This is a genomic window from Sorangium sp. So ce363 (genome assembly GCF_051520435.1).
Lineage (GTDB): Bacteria > Myxococcota_A > Polyangia > Polyangiales > Polyangiaceae > Sorangium > Sorangium cellulosum_B.
Genome location: NZ_CP150333.1, coordinates 5,467,836 through 5,484,177 on the forward strand (window position 1 = coordinate 5,467,836; position 16,342 = coordinate 5,484,177).

A 16,342-nucleotide genomic window follows, 5' to 3' on the forward strand; every position below is an offset into this window, starting at 1 on the left:
ATCTTTTACCCGGCTACCTTTTACCCGGCTACCCGGCCTCTCGGCGGGGCAGGCGCGGTGAGCACGACCCCGCGCGCCACGTCGATCTACGTCGATTGTGCCCACGTCGAGCGCCGCCGTCGCGCCGCGCGCCGCGGAATCGCCCTGCAAAACAGGCGTTCGTCGGATGTCGCATGGAGCCCCAAGCTTCGCTAGCATGCCCCACGTCCCCCGCCGTCCGGCAGGTCCGCTGCGCGCGCAACGCCGGCACGAGGGCTCGGCCCGAGGAGTCCCATGTCCATTGATATCGTCCGAGGCGAGCTCGAGCGCCTCTTTTCGCTCGATGAAATGATGGCCCTGTCGTCCGACCTCCTCGGCTTCAGCCCGGCCGAGATCGGGGGCAGCGCCTCCAAGGCCTCCTTCGCGCGCGCCCTCACGGATCATTGCGTGGAGCTCGACGCCATCGACGCGTTGATCGATGCCGTCATCGCCTCGCGCGCAGAGGTAGACGCGCGCGTCCGCGCCCTCGGCGCGCATGGGCTCGGCCTGGTCGAGGAGATCGGGCCCGGCGAGGCGTTCGGCGACTACATCATCACGAGAAAAATCGGCGAGGGCCCCCGGGGCCTGGTCTACGCGGCGACCCGGGGGACCGAGCCGCGGACGCTCAAGGTGCTCCGGCGCGAGGCGACCCGGGACAGCCGGGCGGTGCGCAGGTACCTCACCCACGTCCGCCTGGCCGCGCAGGTGCACCACGAGAACCTGGCGAGCGGCATCGACGCGGGGATCGTGGGCGGCCGGGCGTTCGTGGCGTACACGCACGTCGACGGGCTGCCGCTCTCGGCGCGCCTCGCGCGCTCGGGGCCGCTCCACATCAACGAGGCGAAGCCGCTGCTCCGCGGGATCCTCAGCGGCCTCGCCGCGCTCCACGAGCAGCGCCTGGTCCACGGCGCGCTCAAGCTCGAGAACGTCGTCGTGGCCCGCGGCGAGGACGGGGAGCCGCTCCCGATCCTCGTCGACGTCGGCGGCGATCGGCTCGGCGCCGGGTGGTCCAGCCTGGAGCTCGTCGAGGCGGCCAGCCCCGAGCAGCTGCGCGGCGAGAGCGTCGGCCCCGCGAGCGATCTCTACGCCTTCGGCGCGCTGCTCTTCGAGCTCCTCACGGGCAAGCCCGTGTTCTCGGGCGCCGCCGCGGTCGACATCGCCGTCGCCCACCTCATCGAGCCGCCGCCGCCGCCGAGCGCGGTCGCGCCGCGCGGCTGGGTGGGCAAGGACATCGACGAGCTCTCGGGGCGCCTGCTCGCGAAAGCGCAGGACGCCCGGCCGAGGGGGACGCGCGCGGTGCTCGACGCGATCGAGCCGCTCGGCAAGCCGCAGCAGCACGAGGCGACGATCGAGGGCGCGCAGCTGAACGACCTCATCGATCGGCTCGTCGCCAGCCCCACGGACACGGAGCTCGCGCTCGCCGTCGAGGCGGCCGTCGATCGGGGAGCTGACCCGGGGCGCGTGGCCGAGGCGCTCGTGATGGCCTCGGAGCAGATCGACGCGGGCTCGGCGCCCGGCCAGGGCGACGACCAGGCGGTCGCGGCGAAGAAGCTCCTGCACTTCCGGGCGGCCAGGATCTACGAGAAGGGGAGGCTGCACGACAAGGCGGAGGCGGTCTACCTGCGCCTCCTCGAGCTCGCCCCGGGCGACGACATCGCCTTCACCGCGCTCGAGGAGCTCCGCAAGGCGCTGGGCAAGCACGAGGAGCTCGTGGAGATGCTCCTCCAGCGGAGCGAGCGCGCCGAGACCGCCGGCGAGCGCGCCCGGGCGCTCAACGAGATCGGGCACCTCTACGTGCGGGAGCTCGACGACAAGGACCAGGGGGTGTTCGCCTTCGCCCAGGCGCTCGCCCAGGATCCGGAGCAGGACGCGTACGCCGTCGACCTGGAGCGCGCGGCCGGCAGCGACATGAAGGTCTGGTCCGAGGCGCTCCAGATCCTGAGCCAGGCGAGCACCGACGAGGCGATGCCCGCCGAGGCGAAGCTCGCGCTCTTCAACCGGCTCGGGCCCTGGTATGCGGAGAAGGTCGCGCGGGCGGACCTCGGGATCCCGTGCTTCCAGTTCGTGCTCGGGCTCGACCCCGCGAACGAGGAGGCGCTGGAGGGGCTCTCGCAGGTCTACCGCCGCGCCCAGCAGTGGCAGGAGCTCGTCCAGGTGCTGCTCTCGCGGGCCGATCGCGCCGCGACCCCGGGGGAGGCGCGCGACCTCCGCGCCGCGGCGGCCGAGCTCCTCGAGACGAAGCTGAGCGACGCGGGCCGCGCGCGCGACCTCTACGAGCAGATCTTCACCGAGGACCCCGGGCACACGAGGACGTGCGAGGCGCTGCTCAGGATTTACCGGCGCGCCGAGGATCACGCGGGCTACGCCAGGATCCTCGAGCGGCGCGCGGAGGCGCTGCGGGGCGAGGAGCGCGTCGACACGATGTGCAAGCTCGCCGAGCTCTACGAGGACCGGCTCGGCGACCTGGGCGAGGCGACGCGCCGCTACGAGGCGGCGCTCGAGCTCGATCCGGCCAGCCTGACCGCCCTGCGCGGGCTCGATCGCATCCACAGCCGCGCCGGCAGCTACGCGGCGCTCCTCCAGAACCTGGCGCGACAGATCGACGTCAGCGCGACGCCGCGCCAGAAGATCAACCTCTACGAGCGGATCGCCGGCATCCACGACGAGGAGTTCCTCGATCACGCGAAGGCGGCCGAGGCCCTCGAGGCGATCCTCAGGATCGACAGCGCGCACGAGGGCTCGCTCGCCGCGCTCGGGCGGCACTACCGCGCCCTCGAGCGCTGGGAGGACGTGGTGTCGCTCTACGAGCGGCAGCTCGGCATCGTGCCCGACGACAAGCGCCGGGAGGAGCTGCTGCTCGCGATGGGGCGCGTGCTCCTCGATCAGGTCGGCTCGCCCGAGCGCGCCCGCAAGGCTTACGAGCGGGTGCTCGCGATCGATCCCCACCACGCCGGGGCCCTGGAGTCGCTCGCGCACGTGCGGGCCGCGACGGGCGACGCCGCGGCGGCGCTGAGCGCGATCGAGTCGCTCGCGGCGACGGCGAAGACCGCGGAGAGCAGGGCCGATCTCTGGATCCGCGCGGCGAAGCTGCTCGAGGAGAAGGGCGATCGGGACGGGGCGATCGAGCGCTACAAGATGGCCCTCGACGCGCAGCCGCAAAACGCGGGCGCGTCCTCGGCGCTTCGCGCGGCCTACCTCGCCCGGGGCGACGCGACGAGCGCCGTCGAGCTCATCGCGCGCGAGGCCGAGGTCGCGGAGGGCAACCTCGCCAAGGGCCGCCTGTACGGCGAGATGGCGCTGCTCCTCCGGGAGCGCCTCAAGGACGACGAGCGCGCCGCGGAGGCGGCGACGAGGGCGGTCGACCTCGATCCGACGGGCGTGCTCGGGCTCATGATCTCGGGCGATCTCGCGTTCGAGGCGGGCCGCTTCCTCGAGGCGGCGCGGCACTACGAGCTCCTGGCAAGCCGGGTCGACGTCCTGCCGAAGGAGCAGGGGCTCAAGCTCCTGCTCCGCTATGTCGACGCGCTCGGCAAGAGCGGCTCGAGCGGCAAGGCGATCGGCACGGTGAAGGCGCTGCTCGCGCTCGCGCCGGACGATCCGGCGGCGCTCTCGCGGGCCGCCAGGGTCAACCTCGACGCGAGCAGGGCGAAGGAGGCCGCGGAGCTCTACGGCCGCCTCGTGGACCGCTTCGGCGCCGGCCTGCCCGAGCGCGATCGGGCGGAGGCGCTCCTCGGGCTCGGCGAGGCGAGGCTCGCGGCCGGCGACCCGGACGGCGCGGTGGCCGCGCTGAACGGCGCCGCCGATCTCCTCCCGGAGTCCCCTGCCCCGCTCGCCCTGCTCTCCAGGGTCTTCGAGGCCAAGGGGGACTGGGAGGAGGTCGTGCGCGTCAAGCACCGGCGGCTCGACGTGGTGACCGGCGAGGAGCGGAGCGCGCTCCTTCTCGAGATCGGCGACCTGTTCGCGGCGCACCTCCACGACCGGGCGCGGGCGGCGAAGAGCTACGTGGCGGCGCTGGACGAGCGCCCGGACGACCGGAAGATCCTCACCAAGCTGATGCAGCTCTACAGCGAGGAGAAGGACTGGTCGAAGCTCGTCGACATCGTCCTCAAGCTCGCCGCCAAGATCGACGACAGCCGGCAGAAGGCGAAGTACCTGCACACGGCGGCGATCGTGAGCGCGCGGCAGCTCGGCGATCTCGACCGGGCCGCCACGTTCTACGACGAGGTGCTGGCGCTCGACCCGTCACTCACCCGCGCGCTCGCGGAGGCGATCGACCTCCGCGGCGAGAAGGGTGACCACGAGGAGGTGGAGCGCCTGCTCAAGGTCGAGCTCGACCGGGCGACCGATGGGAACGACACGGCGAAGATGCTCGAGACGTTCGACCGGCTGGGCGCCCTCTACAAGGACAAGCTCGGCTGGATGAGCGAGGCGATCGACGCCTACGAGGCGGCGCAGACGCTCGATCCGGACAGCGAGGCGCGGAACGAGCTCCTGGCGAACCTCTACGCGAGCAACCCGGCGGAGTACCTGGACAAGGCGGTGGCCGCGCAGGCCCCGATCCTGCGGCGCAACCCGTACAAGCCGGACGCGTACCGGCTGCTCCGGAAGATGTACACCGAGGCGAAGCGCGCCGACGCGGCCTTCTGCCTGTGCCAGGTGCTCTGCTGCCTCAGCGCCGCCGAGCCGGACGAGGAGCGCTTCTTCCGGCGCCTGCGCCCCGACACGGCCGCGGCGGCGCAGCAGCCGCTCGACGACCACGCGTGGGCGACCGCGCTCGTCCACCCCGACGCGGATCCGCTCCTGACCGCGGTCTTCGGCGTCATCGAGCCGGCCGTGCTCAGGAAGAACGGGCAGCCGCTGGAGGAGCTCGGTTACCAGCTCGCCTACCAGCTCGATCTCTCGCGCCACCCCTACCCGATGTCGCAGACGCTCTACTACGCGGCGGGTGTCCTGGGCCTCGCGCCGCCGCTCACGTTCCAGGATCCGAACGACGGCGGCGGCGTCTCGTTCCTCCACGCGCACGTCCCGGCGATCGTGCTCGGCGCCGCGGCGCTCCAGATGGACCTGCCCACGCAGGCCGCCGCGTTCATCGCGGCCCGCCACCTCACCTACTACCGGCCGGGCATGTACCTCCGGCACCTGGTGCCGACGGGCACCGGCCTGCGCGCCTGGCTGTTCGCGGCGATCAAGCTGATCTCGCCCACGTTCCCGATCACGAAGGAGCTGGAGGGGCCGGTGATGGACGACCTGGCGGTCCTGGAGCCCATCCTCGTCGGGCCGGCGCGCGATCAGCTCGCGAGCGCCGTGACGAAGCTGCTCCAGGCCGGCGCCATCGACCTGAAGCGCTGGGTGTCCGGCGTCGACCTGACGGCCGACCGCGCGGGCTTCCTCCTCGCCAACGACCTCGAGCTGGCGCAGGAGATGATCAAGGCGACCGACGAGGCGAGCGCCGCCCTCCCCCACAAGGAGAGGCTCAAGGAGCTCACGCTCTACGCGGCAAGCGAGGAGTATTTCGCCATCCGGCAGCGGCTCGGCATCAACATCGACAGCTGAGGGCCGGCCCCTCGGTCGCGGAGCGCTCGCGCCCGGCCTCGAGCTACGCCTGCCAGGATCGCGGGCGCAATCTGGCAGGGCGGGTCAACTGGATCATCGACGATCCAGCTGCGGGATGTCGCTTCCTGCCCACTTCCGCACCGGACTGGTTGACGGATAAATCCCCAAATTGCTAGGCTGCTGGCCGGCATTAGGCCTTTTCGATCGTATGTTAGCTCGCCGCAGCGTGGCAGCGGGCAGCCTGAGCGATTGTGTGAAAGCACGCCCATGGCGGCAAAGAAGACCCGAAAAACTTCGAAAAAAGACCGGAAGAGAGCGACCAAGGCCAGCGCGGCAAGCTCGAGGCGAGCAGCCTCGACAGCGCGGACGCGGAAGGCAAAGCCTGCCGCCCGCTCAGCCGCGCGCAAGCCGAAGCGGAAGGCCGCGTCCTCTCGTCCTGCTGCGCGACGCACCGCTGCCGTGAAGGCGGCAAAGCGCCGGAAAACCACGACAAAACGGGCGACCGCCCGCAAGTCGGCGGCCCCGGCGCGGCGCAAGGCGGCGCGCGCACCGGCGCGGGCAACCCGTACGGGCGCGAGGAAGAAAGCGGCGGTCGGGAGGGCGAAGAAGGCCACCCGCGCGGCCGCGAAGCGAACGAACGCTTCCAAGGCGAAGAAGGCCGCGGCCAGGACGAAGGCCAGGTCGACGCGCGCCGCCGCCAAGCTCAGGACCACCAAGGCCAGGGCGAAGGCCAGGGCGACGAAGGTCAAGGCGAGGGCGGCGAAGGCCAAGGCGACGCGGGCGAAGACGGCGAGGGCCAAGGCCACGAAGGCCAAGGTGACCCGCGCCAGGGCCGCAAAGCCGAGGGCCGCGAAGGCCAGGACCGCGAAGTCCAGGGCGGTCGCCGGGCGGGCGCGGAAGGCGAAGGCCGCGAAGACGAAGGTCGCGCGGGTCAAGGCCACCAAGCCGAGGCTCGTGCGGGTCAAGGCCGCCAAGCCGAGGCTCATCAGGAGAAAGATCGCGGCGCGCTCCGAGCGGACGATCGCGGCGCCGGCGGCGGAGCCGACGAAGCTCCGCAAGAAGCTGAAGCTGAGGCTCGACGACCAGCCGAAGCCCAAGGAGAAGCTGAAGCTCAAGGAGAAGCTGAAGCTCAAGGACGTCAGGGAGCAGGCCGCGCCGGGCGAGGCCGAGCGACCGCGCCGGGCGAGCGACAGGCCGTCGCGCACGAGCGACAGGCCGTCACGCACGAGCGACAAGCCGGTCGTCGACAAGAAGAGCGCGCGGCCGGGCGTGGCGAAGGGGAAGAGCGCGGGGGCGTCGATCGAGCGCCGTCCGGGTCGCGTCCCGCTCCGGGAGGCGCCGCGGGTGGTCACCCTGCCGCTGCCGATGCTGCCGCCGCCTCGGCGCGCCACCATCGAGGAGCGCAGCGCGATCATCGAGCAGCGGTTGAGCGCGCAGTCGGAGGACTTCCGGCGGCGCTACATCGACAGCCTCGATATGTCGTGGATTTACCACGACAGCGCGCTCGAAGGGGTGGTCTACACGTTCGACGAGCTGCGCGCGGCCCTCGCCGGCCCGGCGCCGCTCGTGACGGACTCCAGCCTTCAGCCGACGTACGATGACATCCGGCGGCACAAGGAGGCCATCGCGTACGTGCGCGAGCAGGGCGAGAACAAGCGGGCCCCGCTCACGCTCGACTGCATGAAGAAGCTGTACCTGATCCTCCATCCGGAGGAGGGGGATCTCAAGACGGTGAAATACCGCAAGGACATCCCCCAGCACCGGCTCTACTTCCACGAGTACGCTCCGCCGGACAAGATCGCCTACAAGGTGCGTCAGATCATCGACTGGCTGAACGACCCCGAGACGCGGAAGACGCGGAACGGCATCCGGATCGCTGCGCGCGCGCACTACGATCTGCTGCGGGTCTACCCGTTCCCGAACGACAGCGGCAAGGTCGCGAGGCTGTTCATGAACATGCTGCTGCTCCGCACGGGCCTGCCTCCGTCGATCATCCACTCGACCGAGCGGCAGCGCTACTACGAGGCGCTGAAGGGCTCGGCGACGACGGTGCTGCAGATGGTGCAAGAGTCGGTGGAAAACGCGCTCGCGAGCGTCGAGAAGCTCCTCGATGAGCATGAGACGCGGAAGCGCGCCTTCGTCAGCTGAAACGGCAGAGGGCGGTCGCGCGCGAGACCTCGTCCCGACTGGGCGAGGCGCGCGCCGACCGCCCGCGTCCGTCGCTGTCGATCCCGCAGACCAACATCGAGACGAGGGCGTCGCACCGCCGGTGAAGCGGCCGGACAAGGCGGCTCGCAAGGGAGCTTCCATGGCGGCGAAGACGCGCGAGCCGAGGCCCAGGAAGGCGGCAGCGGCCGCCGACGCGGCTCGTCCGACGCCGGCACGCGCAGCGCCGAGCACGCCTCCGGCCACCTTCGCGCGGCTGCGCGCGTTGCACCCGGACGCCCACTGCGAGCTGGATCATCGATCCTCGTTCGAGCTCCTCGTCGCGACGGTGCTCAGCGCCCAGACGACGGACGTGCTGGTCAACAAGGTGACACCCCACCTGTTCGGCGCGTATCCCGACGCCCGCGCCCTCGCCAGCGCCGATGCCGCCGAGGTGGGCGCGCTCCTCAAGCGGCTCGGGATGGGCATGTTCAACCAGAAGGGGAAGAACATCGTGGGGCTCGCGCGAGGCCTCATCGAGCGGCACGGCGGCGAGGTGCCGAGGACGCTCGCCGAGCTCGTGAAGCTGCCTGGCGTCGGGCGCAAGACGGCGAATGTGGTGCTCGGCGTCGCCTTCGGAGCGCCGGAGGGCGTCGTGGTCGATACCCACGTGCAGCGCCTGTCGCAGCGGCTCGGGTGGACGACCAGCGACAAGCCAGAGCAGATCGAGCGCGACCTCGTCGCGCTCTTCCCGCGGCGCGACTGGGATATGCTGTCCCACACGCTGATCTTCCACGGCCGCCGGATCTGCTTCGCGAGGAAGCCAGCGTGCGGAGGCTGCGGGCTCAGCGACGCGTGCCCGAGCGCGTTCCGCGCAGAGAACGTGGGGCGCAAGCCGCCACGGCGCCGCGGCGCCGCGCCGTGAGCGCCCGCCGCGCTGCGCGCAAAGTGGGTGTCGAGCGCACCGGCGGAAGGTGGGAAGCAGGCGAGCGCGGCTCATCGTCGCTCGGCGCCCAGCGAGCTGTTTATCGCGCTGGAGCCGAGGACGCGGGATAACCTTGGGCCAATGAAGGCTTCGCACATGATCCTCACCCTTGCCTGCCTCTTCACCGCGGCGTGCAGCCCTCTGGAGGACGATCTCTGCGACTACAAGTGCGACTGCGAGGGGTGCAGCGACCGCGAGTACGGCGACTGCCTCGATCGCTACGATGACAGGTACGTAGACGCCGACCGCCGCGGCTGCGTCGACCAGTACGACGCTCTCCTGGAGTGCGAGGACGACACCGGGATCTGCAACCGCGACGATAAGTGGAGTACGTCCTGTAAATACGAGAAAGACGCGCTGGATCGCTGCATCGACTAGCGCTGCCGCGCGGTCGACCTGAGCCGGCCGCCCGGCCTCCTGGCCGCCGCTCAGGTCCCGCCGCCGGGCGCGACGGCGGCGCCAGCCGTGACGGCGCCTGCGCTGCGGAAGACCGCGACGAGCCGCTCCGACGCCGTGTAGGGGTCGACCTCGCGCCGCGCGACGGCATGCACCGCGGCCTCGAGCGCGGGACCGAGCGCGGCGACGGCGGCGTCGGTGAGCGCGTCGCGGAGCTGCACGTGCATCGCCTCGCGCAGGCGCTCCTCTCGGCGCGCTGCGCCGGCCTCGGTCCCGAACAGCCACGCCCGGTGCCCCTCCAGCTTGTCCACGAGCGCCGCCACGCCCTCGTTACGTGTGGCCACGGTCCGCGCGATCACGGGCTCCCACGGACCTTCGACGGGCTCGCCACCTGGAGAGGGCGCCCTCTGCGCGCGGGCGTGGAGCGCCGCGGCGCTGTGCCCGCGCGCCCGTCCAGAGGCCGCAGCCACCTCGCCGCCGAGCGCGATCATGAGCTCCAGATCGCGCACCGCCACGTCGGCCCCGTCCCGGTCGGCCTTGTTCACGGCGAAGACGTCGGCGCACTCCAGGATGCCCGCCTTGATCGCCTGCACCTCGTCGCCCATCCCCGGCGCGGCGACGACCAGGGTGGTGTGCGCCATCCGGGTGATCTCGAGCTCGTCCTGCCCGACGCCGACGGTCTCGACCACCACGACGTCCGCGCCCCAGGCGTCGAGCACCCGCACGACGTCCACCACCGAGCGCGACAGCCCGCCGAGCGCGCCCCGGGTCGCCAGCGACCGGATGAACACGTCGGGATCGCCGAAATGGGCCTGCATGCGGATGCGGTCGCCGAGGATCGCGCCGCCGGTGAACGGGCTCGTGGGATCGACCGCCACCACGGCGACCCGGCGCCCCTGCCCCCGGAACACGCTGATCAGCCGATCGGTGAGCGTGCTCTTGCCTGCCCCCGGGTTCCCCGTCACGCCGAGGACCCAGGCGCGGCCGGTATGGGGGAAGAGATCCTTCAGGATCGCGGCATAGTCGCCGACGCGGTCGTCGACGAGCCGGCAGGCCCGCGCCGTCGCGCGCATGTCGCGGGCGAGGACCTTGTCTGCGAGCGGATGCACGCGAGCGGCTTAGGCCCGGCGATGCCGGAACACAACCGGCCCGCGGGCAACGCGGCGCCGGCCTGCCTACCCCGCCCCGCCGCCCGCCGTGCCGCCACCGCCGGCCGTACCGTCGCCGCCGGCCTCACCGTCGCCGCCGGCCGTGCCATCGCCGCCGGCCTCACCGTCGCCGCCGGCCGCGCCGCCGCCGGCCTCACCGTCGCCGCCGGCCGTGCCGTCGCCGCCGGCCTCACCGTCGCCGCCGGCCGCGCCGCCGCCGGCCTCACCGCCGCCTGCTCCGCCCTCCCCGCCTGCCGACGAGCCGGCGCCGCCGGCGGCGGTGTCGAAGATCGGCCTCGTGTCGCCGCACGCGACGACGAGCAGAGCCCAGAGCACAGCGCACGAGGTGAAAGCGAGAGCGCGATTCCACATGGGTACGTCCTTGCCACGAGAAGCCGAGCGGCGCGCTCGCGAAATCCAGCGGCGTGCTCCTGTCATGGCGCCGCAGTCGGCTGCCGCTCGAAGCGCCGCCAGCGGCCATCGATGAGCCGCTCGTGCGGCAGGTACTGGGCCTTGTAGACCAGCCGCGAGCAGCGCTCGACGTAAAGGCCGAGGTACAGGTACCGGAGGCCCCAGGAACGGCACAGCTCGAGCTGCTTCAGGATCGAGAAGACACCGGGGCTCAGCGGCTCCAGCTCGGGCTCATAGAAGGAGTAGACCGCGGACAGCGAATCCTGCCCCCGATCCACGACGGCGACCCCGACGAGACGGCCGCCGACGCGATAGCGCATCTCGAACGTCTCGCAGCAGCTGTCCACGAGGAACGCCTCGTACCCCTCGGCGCCGAGCGGACCGTCATCGCGCATCAACCCCCGGCCGTGCTTGTGCCGGTTGTACAGGATGATCTTCTCTCGGGTGGTCACGGGCGGGCCGATCTCGACGTCCACCACCCGCTCGCCGCGGCGGAGCACCCGGCGTTGCGTGCGGCCGGGGACGAAGTCACGAACGACGATCCGGATCGGCTCGCACGCGCGGCAGGAGGGGCACTGGGTGCGGTAGAGCAGCTTGCCATGGCGGCGATTGCCCGCGACGAGCCGCTGGTCGAACTCCGGACGCGTGAGCGGACGGATGGGCACGCGCAGCGGCATCCGCGCCTCGGCTTCAGGCAGGTACGGACAGGGGCTCACCTCGTCATGGACCGTGAGCTCGATCGGGTCCGCTCCCTCATCCAGCCGAGGGAGCTCGGCATCCTGCCCCGCTACCGCATCTCGCTCGCTCGATGAGCCCATGTCGGTGTCGATCCGAGCGCTCGAGCCCCCCGTCGAGCTGCCGGCCGCTAGATCAAGGGGATGCCTGTTGCACGGCCACGTCAAGCAAAACCCAGAGCGCCCGGGCCCCCTGGTGAGCTCCGCCCGCTTGCGCCGCGCTGGGCCTTATCGCACACCCAATCGCACATCTACCCATGAAAACCCACGTGCACCCCACACATGCCACATGCTCCGGTTTGCCGGCGCTGGAGCTTGAGCGATTCACGCGTTGTGCGAAGAGATCGAGCGGCGCGCCCTTTTCGCTTGGCCCGGAGGCCAGTATGACCGCGCGCGCGACCGCGACAGGGACGTCCCCTCGACCATCGAGCGCCTGAATCGCGCGACCGCCTCAAGAAAGGCCGAACGCTTTGGATCTGACAGGAAAGCAGCGCCGCCACCTCCGCGCGCTGGGGCATCACCTCGACCCGGTCGTGCAGCTCGGCAAGGCCGGCCTGACCGACGGCGTCGTCGCGGCCGTCGACGTCGCCCTGGAGCGGCACGAGCTCGTGAAGGTACGCCTGGGCACCGAGTGCCCGGACGAGCTGGACGACGTCGCCGACACCCTCTCCGAGCGGCTCCGAGCCGCCGTCGCGCAGACGCTGGGGCGGACGATCCTGCTGTACCGGCGCCACCCCAAGGAGCCGAAGATCAAACTGCCCGCGGGCAGCTGATCGCGAACGCGCGCGCGGCCGCGCATCCCACCATGCGCGGCCTCGGGCGCCTCGAGCCGACGAGGCGCTGCCGAGGCCGCCTTCCCACGTTCCGCGGCGGCGAGGCCTCGGATCGCCGAGGCCCGAGCCAGCGTCACACGTGCCGGAGCGTGGGGCGCTCGGCCAGCAGGTGATCGAGCCAGGCGTTCGACAGCTTCTCCTGCACCGTGTTGGCCCGGAGCCTCGCGGCGAGGTTCTTGAAGTCGACGTGATCGATGAGCTGGTCCTGGTTGAAGCACGAGAAGACCAGCGTCTCCTTGCCCGTCTCCGGGTCCACGTGCCGCTGGAGGCACTGCGCGCAGACCTCCTTCATCATGCACTGCATCGGCGAGTTGATGCTCGCGATGCCCACGTGCTTCGGATCCAGGTGCGGCGCCAGCACGCCGTGCCGCGCCTCGCGCACGGCGTTCATCATCTTGTCCGAGCCGATCGCGATGATGCGACGGACCTCCGAGAGGGCCGCCAGCTCGCCGCCGAGCTGGCGCTCGGCGTAGGCCCTCATCGCCTGGACGATGTTGCCGCGGAAGTGGTGGTCGGTCGCGCGCCGCGGGGGGATCTCGGCGCCGCCGTCGGTGCACCAGACGACCTGGTCGGTCGCGACCTCTATCTCGTCCTGCTTGAAGAGATCCTCGCCTCGCCGGTAGCCGGCGAAGTAGATCACGCGGTCGCCGCGCGCCTTCAGGGCCTTCGCGATCGAGAACAGGACGGCGTTGCCGAGCCCGCCGCCGGCGAGCAGCACGGTCTCCCCCTCGGGGATGTCCGTGGGCGTCCCGGTCGGCCCCATCACGACGACCTCCTCGCCCGGGCGCAGCGCGGCGAGCAGGCGGGAGGACGCGCCCATCTCGAGCGCGATGAGCGACAGCAGCCCCTTCTCCTTGTCGACCCACGCGCCCGTGAGCGCGAGGCCCTCCATCGCGAGCCGCGTGCCGCGGATCACGGGCGAGCGCACCTCGTAGTTCTGCAGGCGGTAGAACTGCCCGGGCTCGAACTTCCGCGCCGCCGCGGGCGCGCGCACGACCACCTCGACGATCGTCGGCGTGAGCCGCTGGACCCGCTCGACGACCGCGCCGAGGTCGTGATCGAGGCGGGCGAAGAGGTCGCGCCGCCGCGCGTCGCGCGCGGCCTGCGGCTCCTCGCCGAGCCGGGCGATGTCGTGGCGGAACAGCGCGACGACGGACGGGTACGCGTCCTTGGCGCTCGCCATCGCCTTCACGACGCTCCCCGCGTAGTGGGGGTGGTTGTCGCCGTAGAAGCTCACCGCGTGCTCGCCGTCGTTGTAGCTCGTGAAGAAGCCCTCCCTCGCCTTGGCCGGCTCCACCTGGAGCGCTCCGCCCTCATCGACGTAGGCGCGGTGCGGCTGGAAGAACTGCCGCCACTTGTCGAACACGAACGAGCCCGGGCGCTCCTTCTCGTACGTGACGTTGGGGCTCGTCCCGGCCGCGACGCACACGGTGCGGGCGGGGATCGAGACCGCCTGCCCCGCGCTCCGCCACTTGCCGTCCACGATCTCCTGCCGATCGAAGACGAGCGAGGAGACGCACCCGCGCTCGTCGAGCACCGCCTCGACCGGGGCGAGGTTCTCGACGTAGCGGATCCCTTCCTCGAGCGACTTGGCGACCTCCTCGTGGTTCAGCCGGTACGCCGGCGAGTCGATGAGCCGCTTCCGGTAGACCAGCGAGACGCCTCCCCACGCGTCGATCAGGCCCTGGAAGCGCGGCGGGCGCCCCTCGCGCGCGGCGCGCGCGCGCTCGTCGCGGATCTCCTCCGCGTGGCGCCGCTGCTCGACAAGGAACTCCCGCTCCTCCTCGTCAAACATCGCGAGGACGGCGGCCTCTCCGCGCTCCGCGACCAGCGCGTCGAGCCGGTCGGCCGTCTTCTCGGCCTGCACGACGTAGTACGCGGCGAGCTCCGTCGCGGTGTCGATCGCCGTCAGGCCGCCGCCGATCACCACCGCCGGCAGGCGCACCTGGAGGTTCGCGAGCGCCGAGCGCTTGTAGGCCCCGGCCAGCTGCAGCGCCATCAGGAAGTCCGACGCCTTGCGGATGCCGCGCGCGAGGTTGTTCTTGAGCGGGATGATCGTCGGGCGCCCCGCGCCCGCCGCGATCGCGACGTGGTGGAACCCGAGCCGGAAGGCGTCGTCGAGATCGATCGTCCCGCCGAACCGCACGCCGCCGTAGATCCGGAGCAGCCGCTGCCGGGCCAGCGTGACGTACAGGACGGTGAGGAAGTTCTTGTCCCATCGCACCGTGATCCCGTACTCGCTCACCCCGCCGAAGCCGAGGAGGACGCGCTCGTCGAGCTCTGTGTAGAGCCGCTTGAAATCCTTGACCGGACGCGGCGGGCGCGACTCGTCGCCCGTGAGCTCGACCGGCAGCGGCTCGATCTTCAGCCCGTCGATCGCCACGCACGCGAAGCCCTGCCGCGTGAGGTGGTGCGACAGCGTGTAGCCGGCCGGGCCGAGGCCGACGACGAGCACGTTCTTGCCGTTGTACGGGAGCGCGTGCGGCCGCAGCGCGTCGAGCGGGTTCCAGCGCGTGAGGAACCCGTAGATCTCGAGGCCCCACGGGAGCGACAGCACGTCCGTGAGCGCCGCGGTCTCGATCTGCGGGATGTCCACCGGCTCCTGCTTCTGGAAGACGCACGCCTTCATGCAGTCGTTGCAGATGCGGTGACCGGTGCCGGGGCACATCGGGTTGTCGACGCAGACGAGCGCGAGCGCGGCGATCGACTCGCCCCGCCCCCGCATGCTGTGCATCTCGCTGATCTTCTCGTCGAGCGGGCAGCCGTTCAGCTCGACGCCGAGCGGGTTCGCCTTGATCGCCCCGGTCTTGTTGTCGCGCAGGCCCTTCGAGCACGAGTCCTTGTCGCGATCGTGGCAGAAGAGGCAGTAGTCGACCTGGCTCTCGACCTCGCGGGGCGGCGCGCGGCGGTCCGTCAGCGCGAAGCCGTCGCGATCCCTCCGCTCGTGCTCGGGGCCGACGAGGAGCTCGGCGGAGCCCGGGCTGCCGTTCGCGCCCTTCCTCTGCAGCTGGACGAGCTCCTGGTAGTCGAGCGTGCGCGGCGCCTTCAGCGTCGGCCACCGCCGCGCCGGATCGTGCTCGTCCGCGCGGCGCGCCGCGAGCCACGCCTCGACGGCGTCGAGCGCGAGCGCCACGACCGCCCCGTCCTCGGCCTCCGTCGGCTCCGCGCCAACGACCGCCGCCGCCGGCGCCACACCCTCGGCGAGCGCCGGGTCCTCCCGCAGCGCCGCGCGCACCTTCGCCGCCCGCTCGCGGAGCTCGTCCGTCCACTTCGCGCCGCCGGCCTTCGCGGCCTTGCGCGCGATCTCGTCGACCTCGATCAGGGCGAGCGTCGCGCGCGCGATCGCGAGCTCCTCCGCGGCGGAGCCGCCGTCAAGCGCGCTCGCAGGCGCGCCCATCGCCGCGAGCGACCGCCGCGCCGCGTGCGCCGCCTCGACGTGCGTGCCCCGCCACGCCTTCCCGGGGTTCGGCTTGAACAGGCGCTTCTTCGAGAACTCGCGCTTGAAGTCCCAGAGCGCGCTCCGCTCGAGGGTCGCGTCGATCTGCGCCTGCGTTTCCCGCTCGACCCGGAAGAGCATCGCCACGAAGCGGCCGACGTGGGGCGCCGCCGCGAGGAGCGCCTCGGAGACCTGCTCCGGCGTGAGCGCGGGGCGGCCCGCGCCGCCGCCCTCGGCGCCGGAGGCCTCCGCCTGCGCCGCGCGCAGCGAGGCCCGGTACGCGTCGAAGCGCGCGTAGGCGCCCTCGTCCGCTGCGTGAAAATACTCCTCGAAGCGCTCCGTCAGCTCGGCGAGCTTCGCGGGGTCGAAGAGATCGGCGTAGCCGAAACCAGGGAGCCCGAGCTCGAGCTCGGAGGCATCGGAGGTCGCCTGCACCCACGAAGAGAAGTCAGCCTGCACTCCAGCGTTCGCTTCCATACCCGCGGCAAATGCTTTCTATTTCAAGGGGGTCGCTCGCCCGACGATGGCCTGCCCACGCGGCCGTGAGAGCGACGTAAAGTAGCATCAGGCCGCACCTTCGACCTGTCGCTCGGGCAACAATCATCGCAATCGGATTGCGTTTGCCAGCGCGGCGAACGCGCAACGGCTGCGTGCTCCACGGCGATCTCCATCGAGCACCGCTC

Annotated in this window: 10 protein-coding genes; 5 read left to right on the top strand and 5 right to left on the bottom strand. The window is 71.7% G+C overall.

Annotated features, from left to right (window positions below):
* Positions 1-273: 273 nt before the first annotated feature.
* Positions 274-5,571: a protein kinase domain-containing protein gene (locus WMF12_RS20810; RefSeq protein WP_437873260.1), complete on the top strand. Its 5,298-nt coding sequence runs from the start codon at positions 274-276 to the stop codon at positions 5,569-5,571.
* Here WMF12_RS20810 and WMF12_RS20815 read toward each other — a convergent pair.
* Positions 5,508-6,536, bottom strand: a complete 1,029-nt coding sequence (locus WMF12_RS20815) for a hypothetical protein (protein WP_437873261.1) — start codon at positions 6,534-6,536, stop codon at positions 5,508-5,510. The two genes, WMF12_RS20810 and WMF12_RS20815, sit on opposite strands and share 64 nt — an antisense overlap.
* Between WMF12_RS20815 and WMF12_RS20820 the strand changes: the two genes are divergently transcribed.
* From WMF12_RS20820 to WMF12_RS20830, 3 genes are all read left to right on the top strand, one after another.
* The gene (locus WMF12_RS20820) at positions 6,526-7,719 is read left to right on the top strand and encodes a Fic family protein (protein ID WP_437873262.1); all 1,194 of its coding nucleotides are present in this window, start codon (positions 6,526-6,528) and stop codon (positions 7,717-7,719) included. The genes WMF12_RS20815 and WMF12_RS20820 overlap by 11 nt on opposite strands.
* A gap of 160 nt (positions 7,720-7,879) precedes the next feature.
* On the top strand, positions 7,880-8,641 hold the full coding sequence (nth, locus tag WMF12_RS20825) for an endonuclease III (RefSeq protein WP_437873263.1): 762 nt from the start codon (positions 7,880-7,882) through the stop codon (positions 8,639-8,641).
* A 156-nt stretch (positions 8,642-8,797) separates the two neighbouring features.
* The gene (locus tag WMF12_RS20830; protein WP_437747367.1) at positions 8,798-9,079 is read left to right on the top strand and encodes a hypothetical protein; all 282 of its coding nucleotides are present in this window, start codon (positions 8,798-8,800) and stop codon (positions 9,077-9,079) included.
* 50 nt (positions 9,080-9,129) lie between these two features.
* On the opposite strand, the gene meaB is transcribed toward WMF12_RS20830, so the two are convergent.
* The 3 genes from meaB to WMF12_RS20845 form a co-directional block, all read right to left on the bottom strand.
* A complete protein-coding gene (gene meaB, locus WMF12_RS20835) occupies positions 9,130-10,206 on the bottom strand; it encodes a methylmalonyl Co-A mutase-associated GTPase MeaB (protein WP_437873264.1) in 1,077 nt (358 codons plus the stop codon).
* A 66-nt stretch (positions 10,207-10,272) separates the two neighbouring features.
* Entirely contained in the window at positions 10,273-10,617 is a 345-nt protein-coding gene (locus WMF12_RS20840) for a hypothetical protein (protein WP_437873265.1), read from the bottom strand.
* 62 nt (positions 10,618-10,679) lie between these two features.
* Positions 10,680-11,474, bottom strand: a complete 795-nt coding sequence (locus WMF12_RS20845; protein WP_437873266.1) for an arginyltransferase — start codon at positions 11,472-11,474, stop codon at positions 10,680-10,682.
* 386 nt (positions 11,475-11,860) lie between these two features.
* Here WMF12_RS20845 and yhbY point away from each other — a divergent pair, with 386 nt between their 5' ends.
* A complete protein-coding gene (gene yhbY, locus WMF12_RS20850; protein ID WP_437747371.1) occupies positions 11,861-12,163 on the top strand; it encodes a ribosome assembly RNA-binding protein YhbY in 303 nt (100 codons plus the stop codon).
* A gap of 133 nt (positions 12,164-12,296) precedes the next feature.
* On the opposite strand, the gene WMF12_RS20855 is transcribed toward yhbY, so the two are convergent.
* Positions 12,297-16,136, bottom strand: a complete 3,840-nt coding sequence (locus WMF12_RS20855; RefSeq protein WP_437873267.1) for an FAD-dependent oxidoreductase — start codon at positions 16,134-16,136, stop codon at positions 12,297-12,299.
* Between the last annotated feature and the right edge of the window lie 206 nt (positions 16,137-16,342).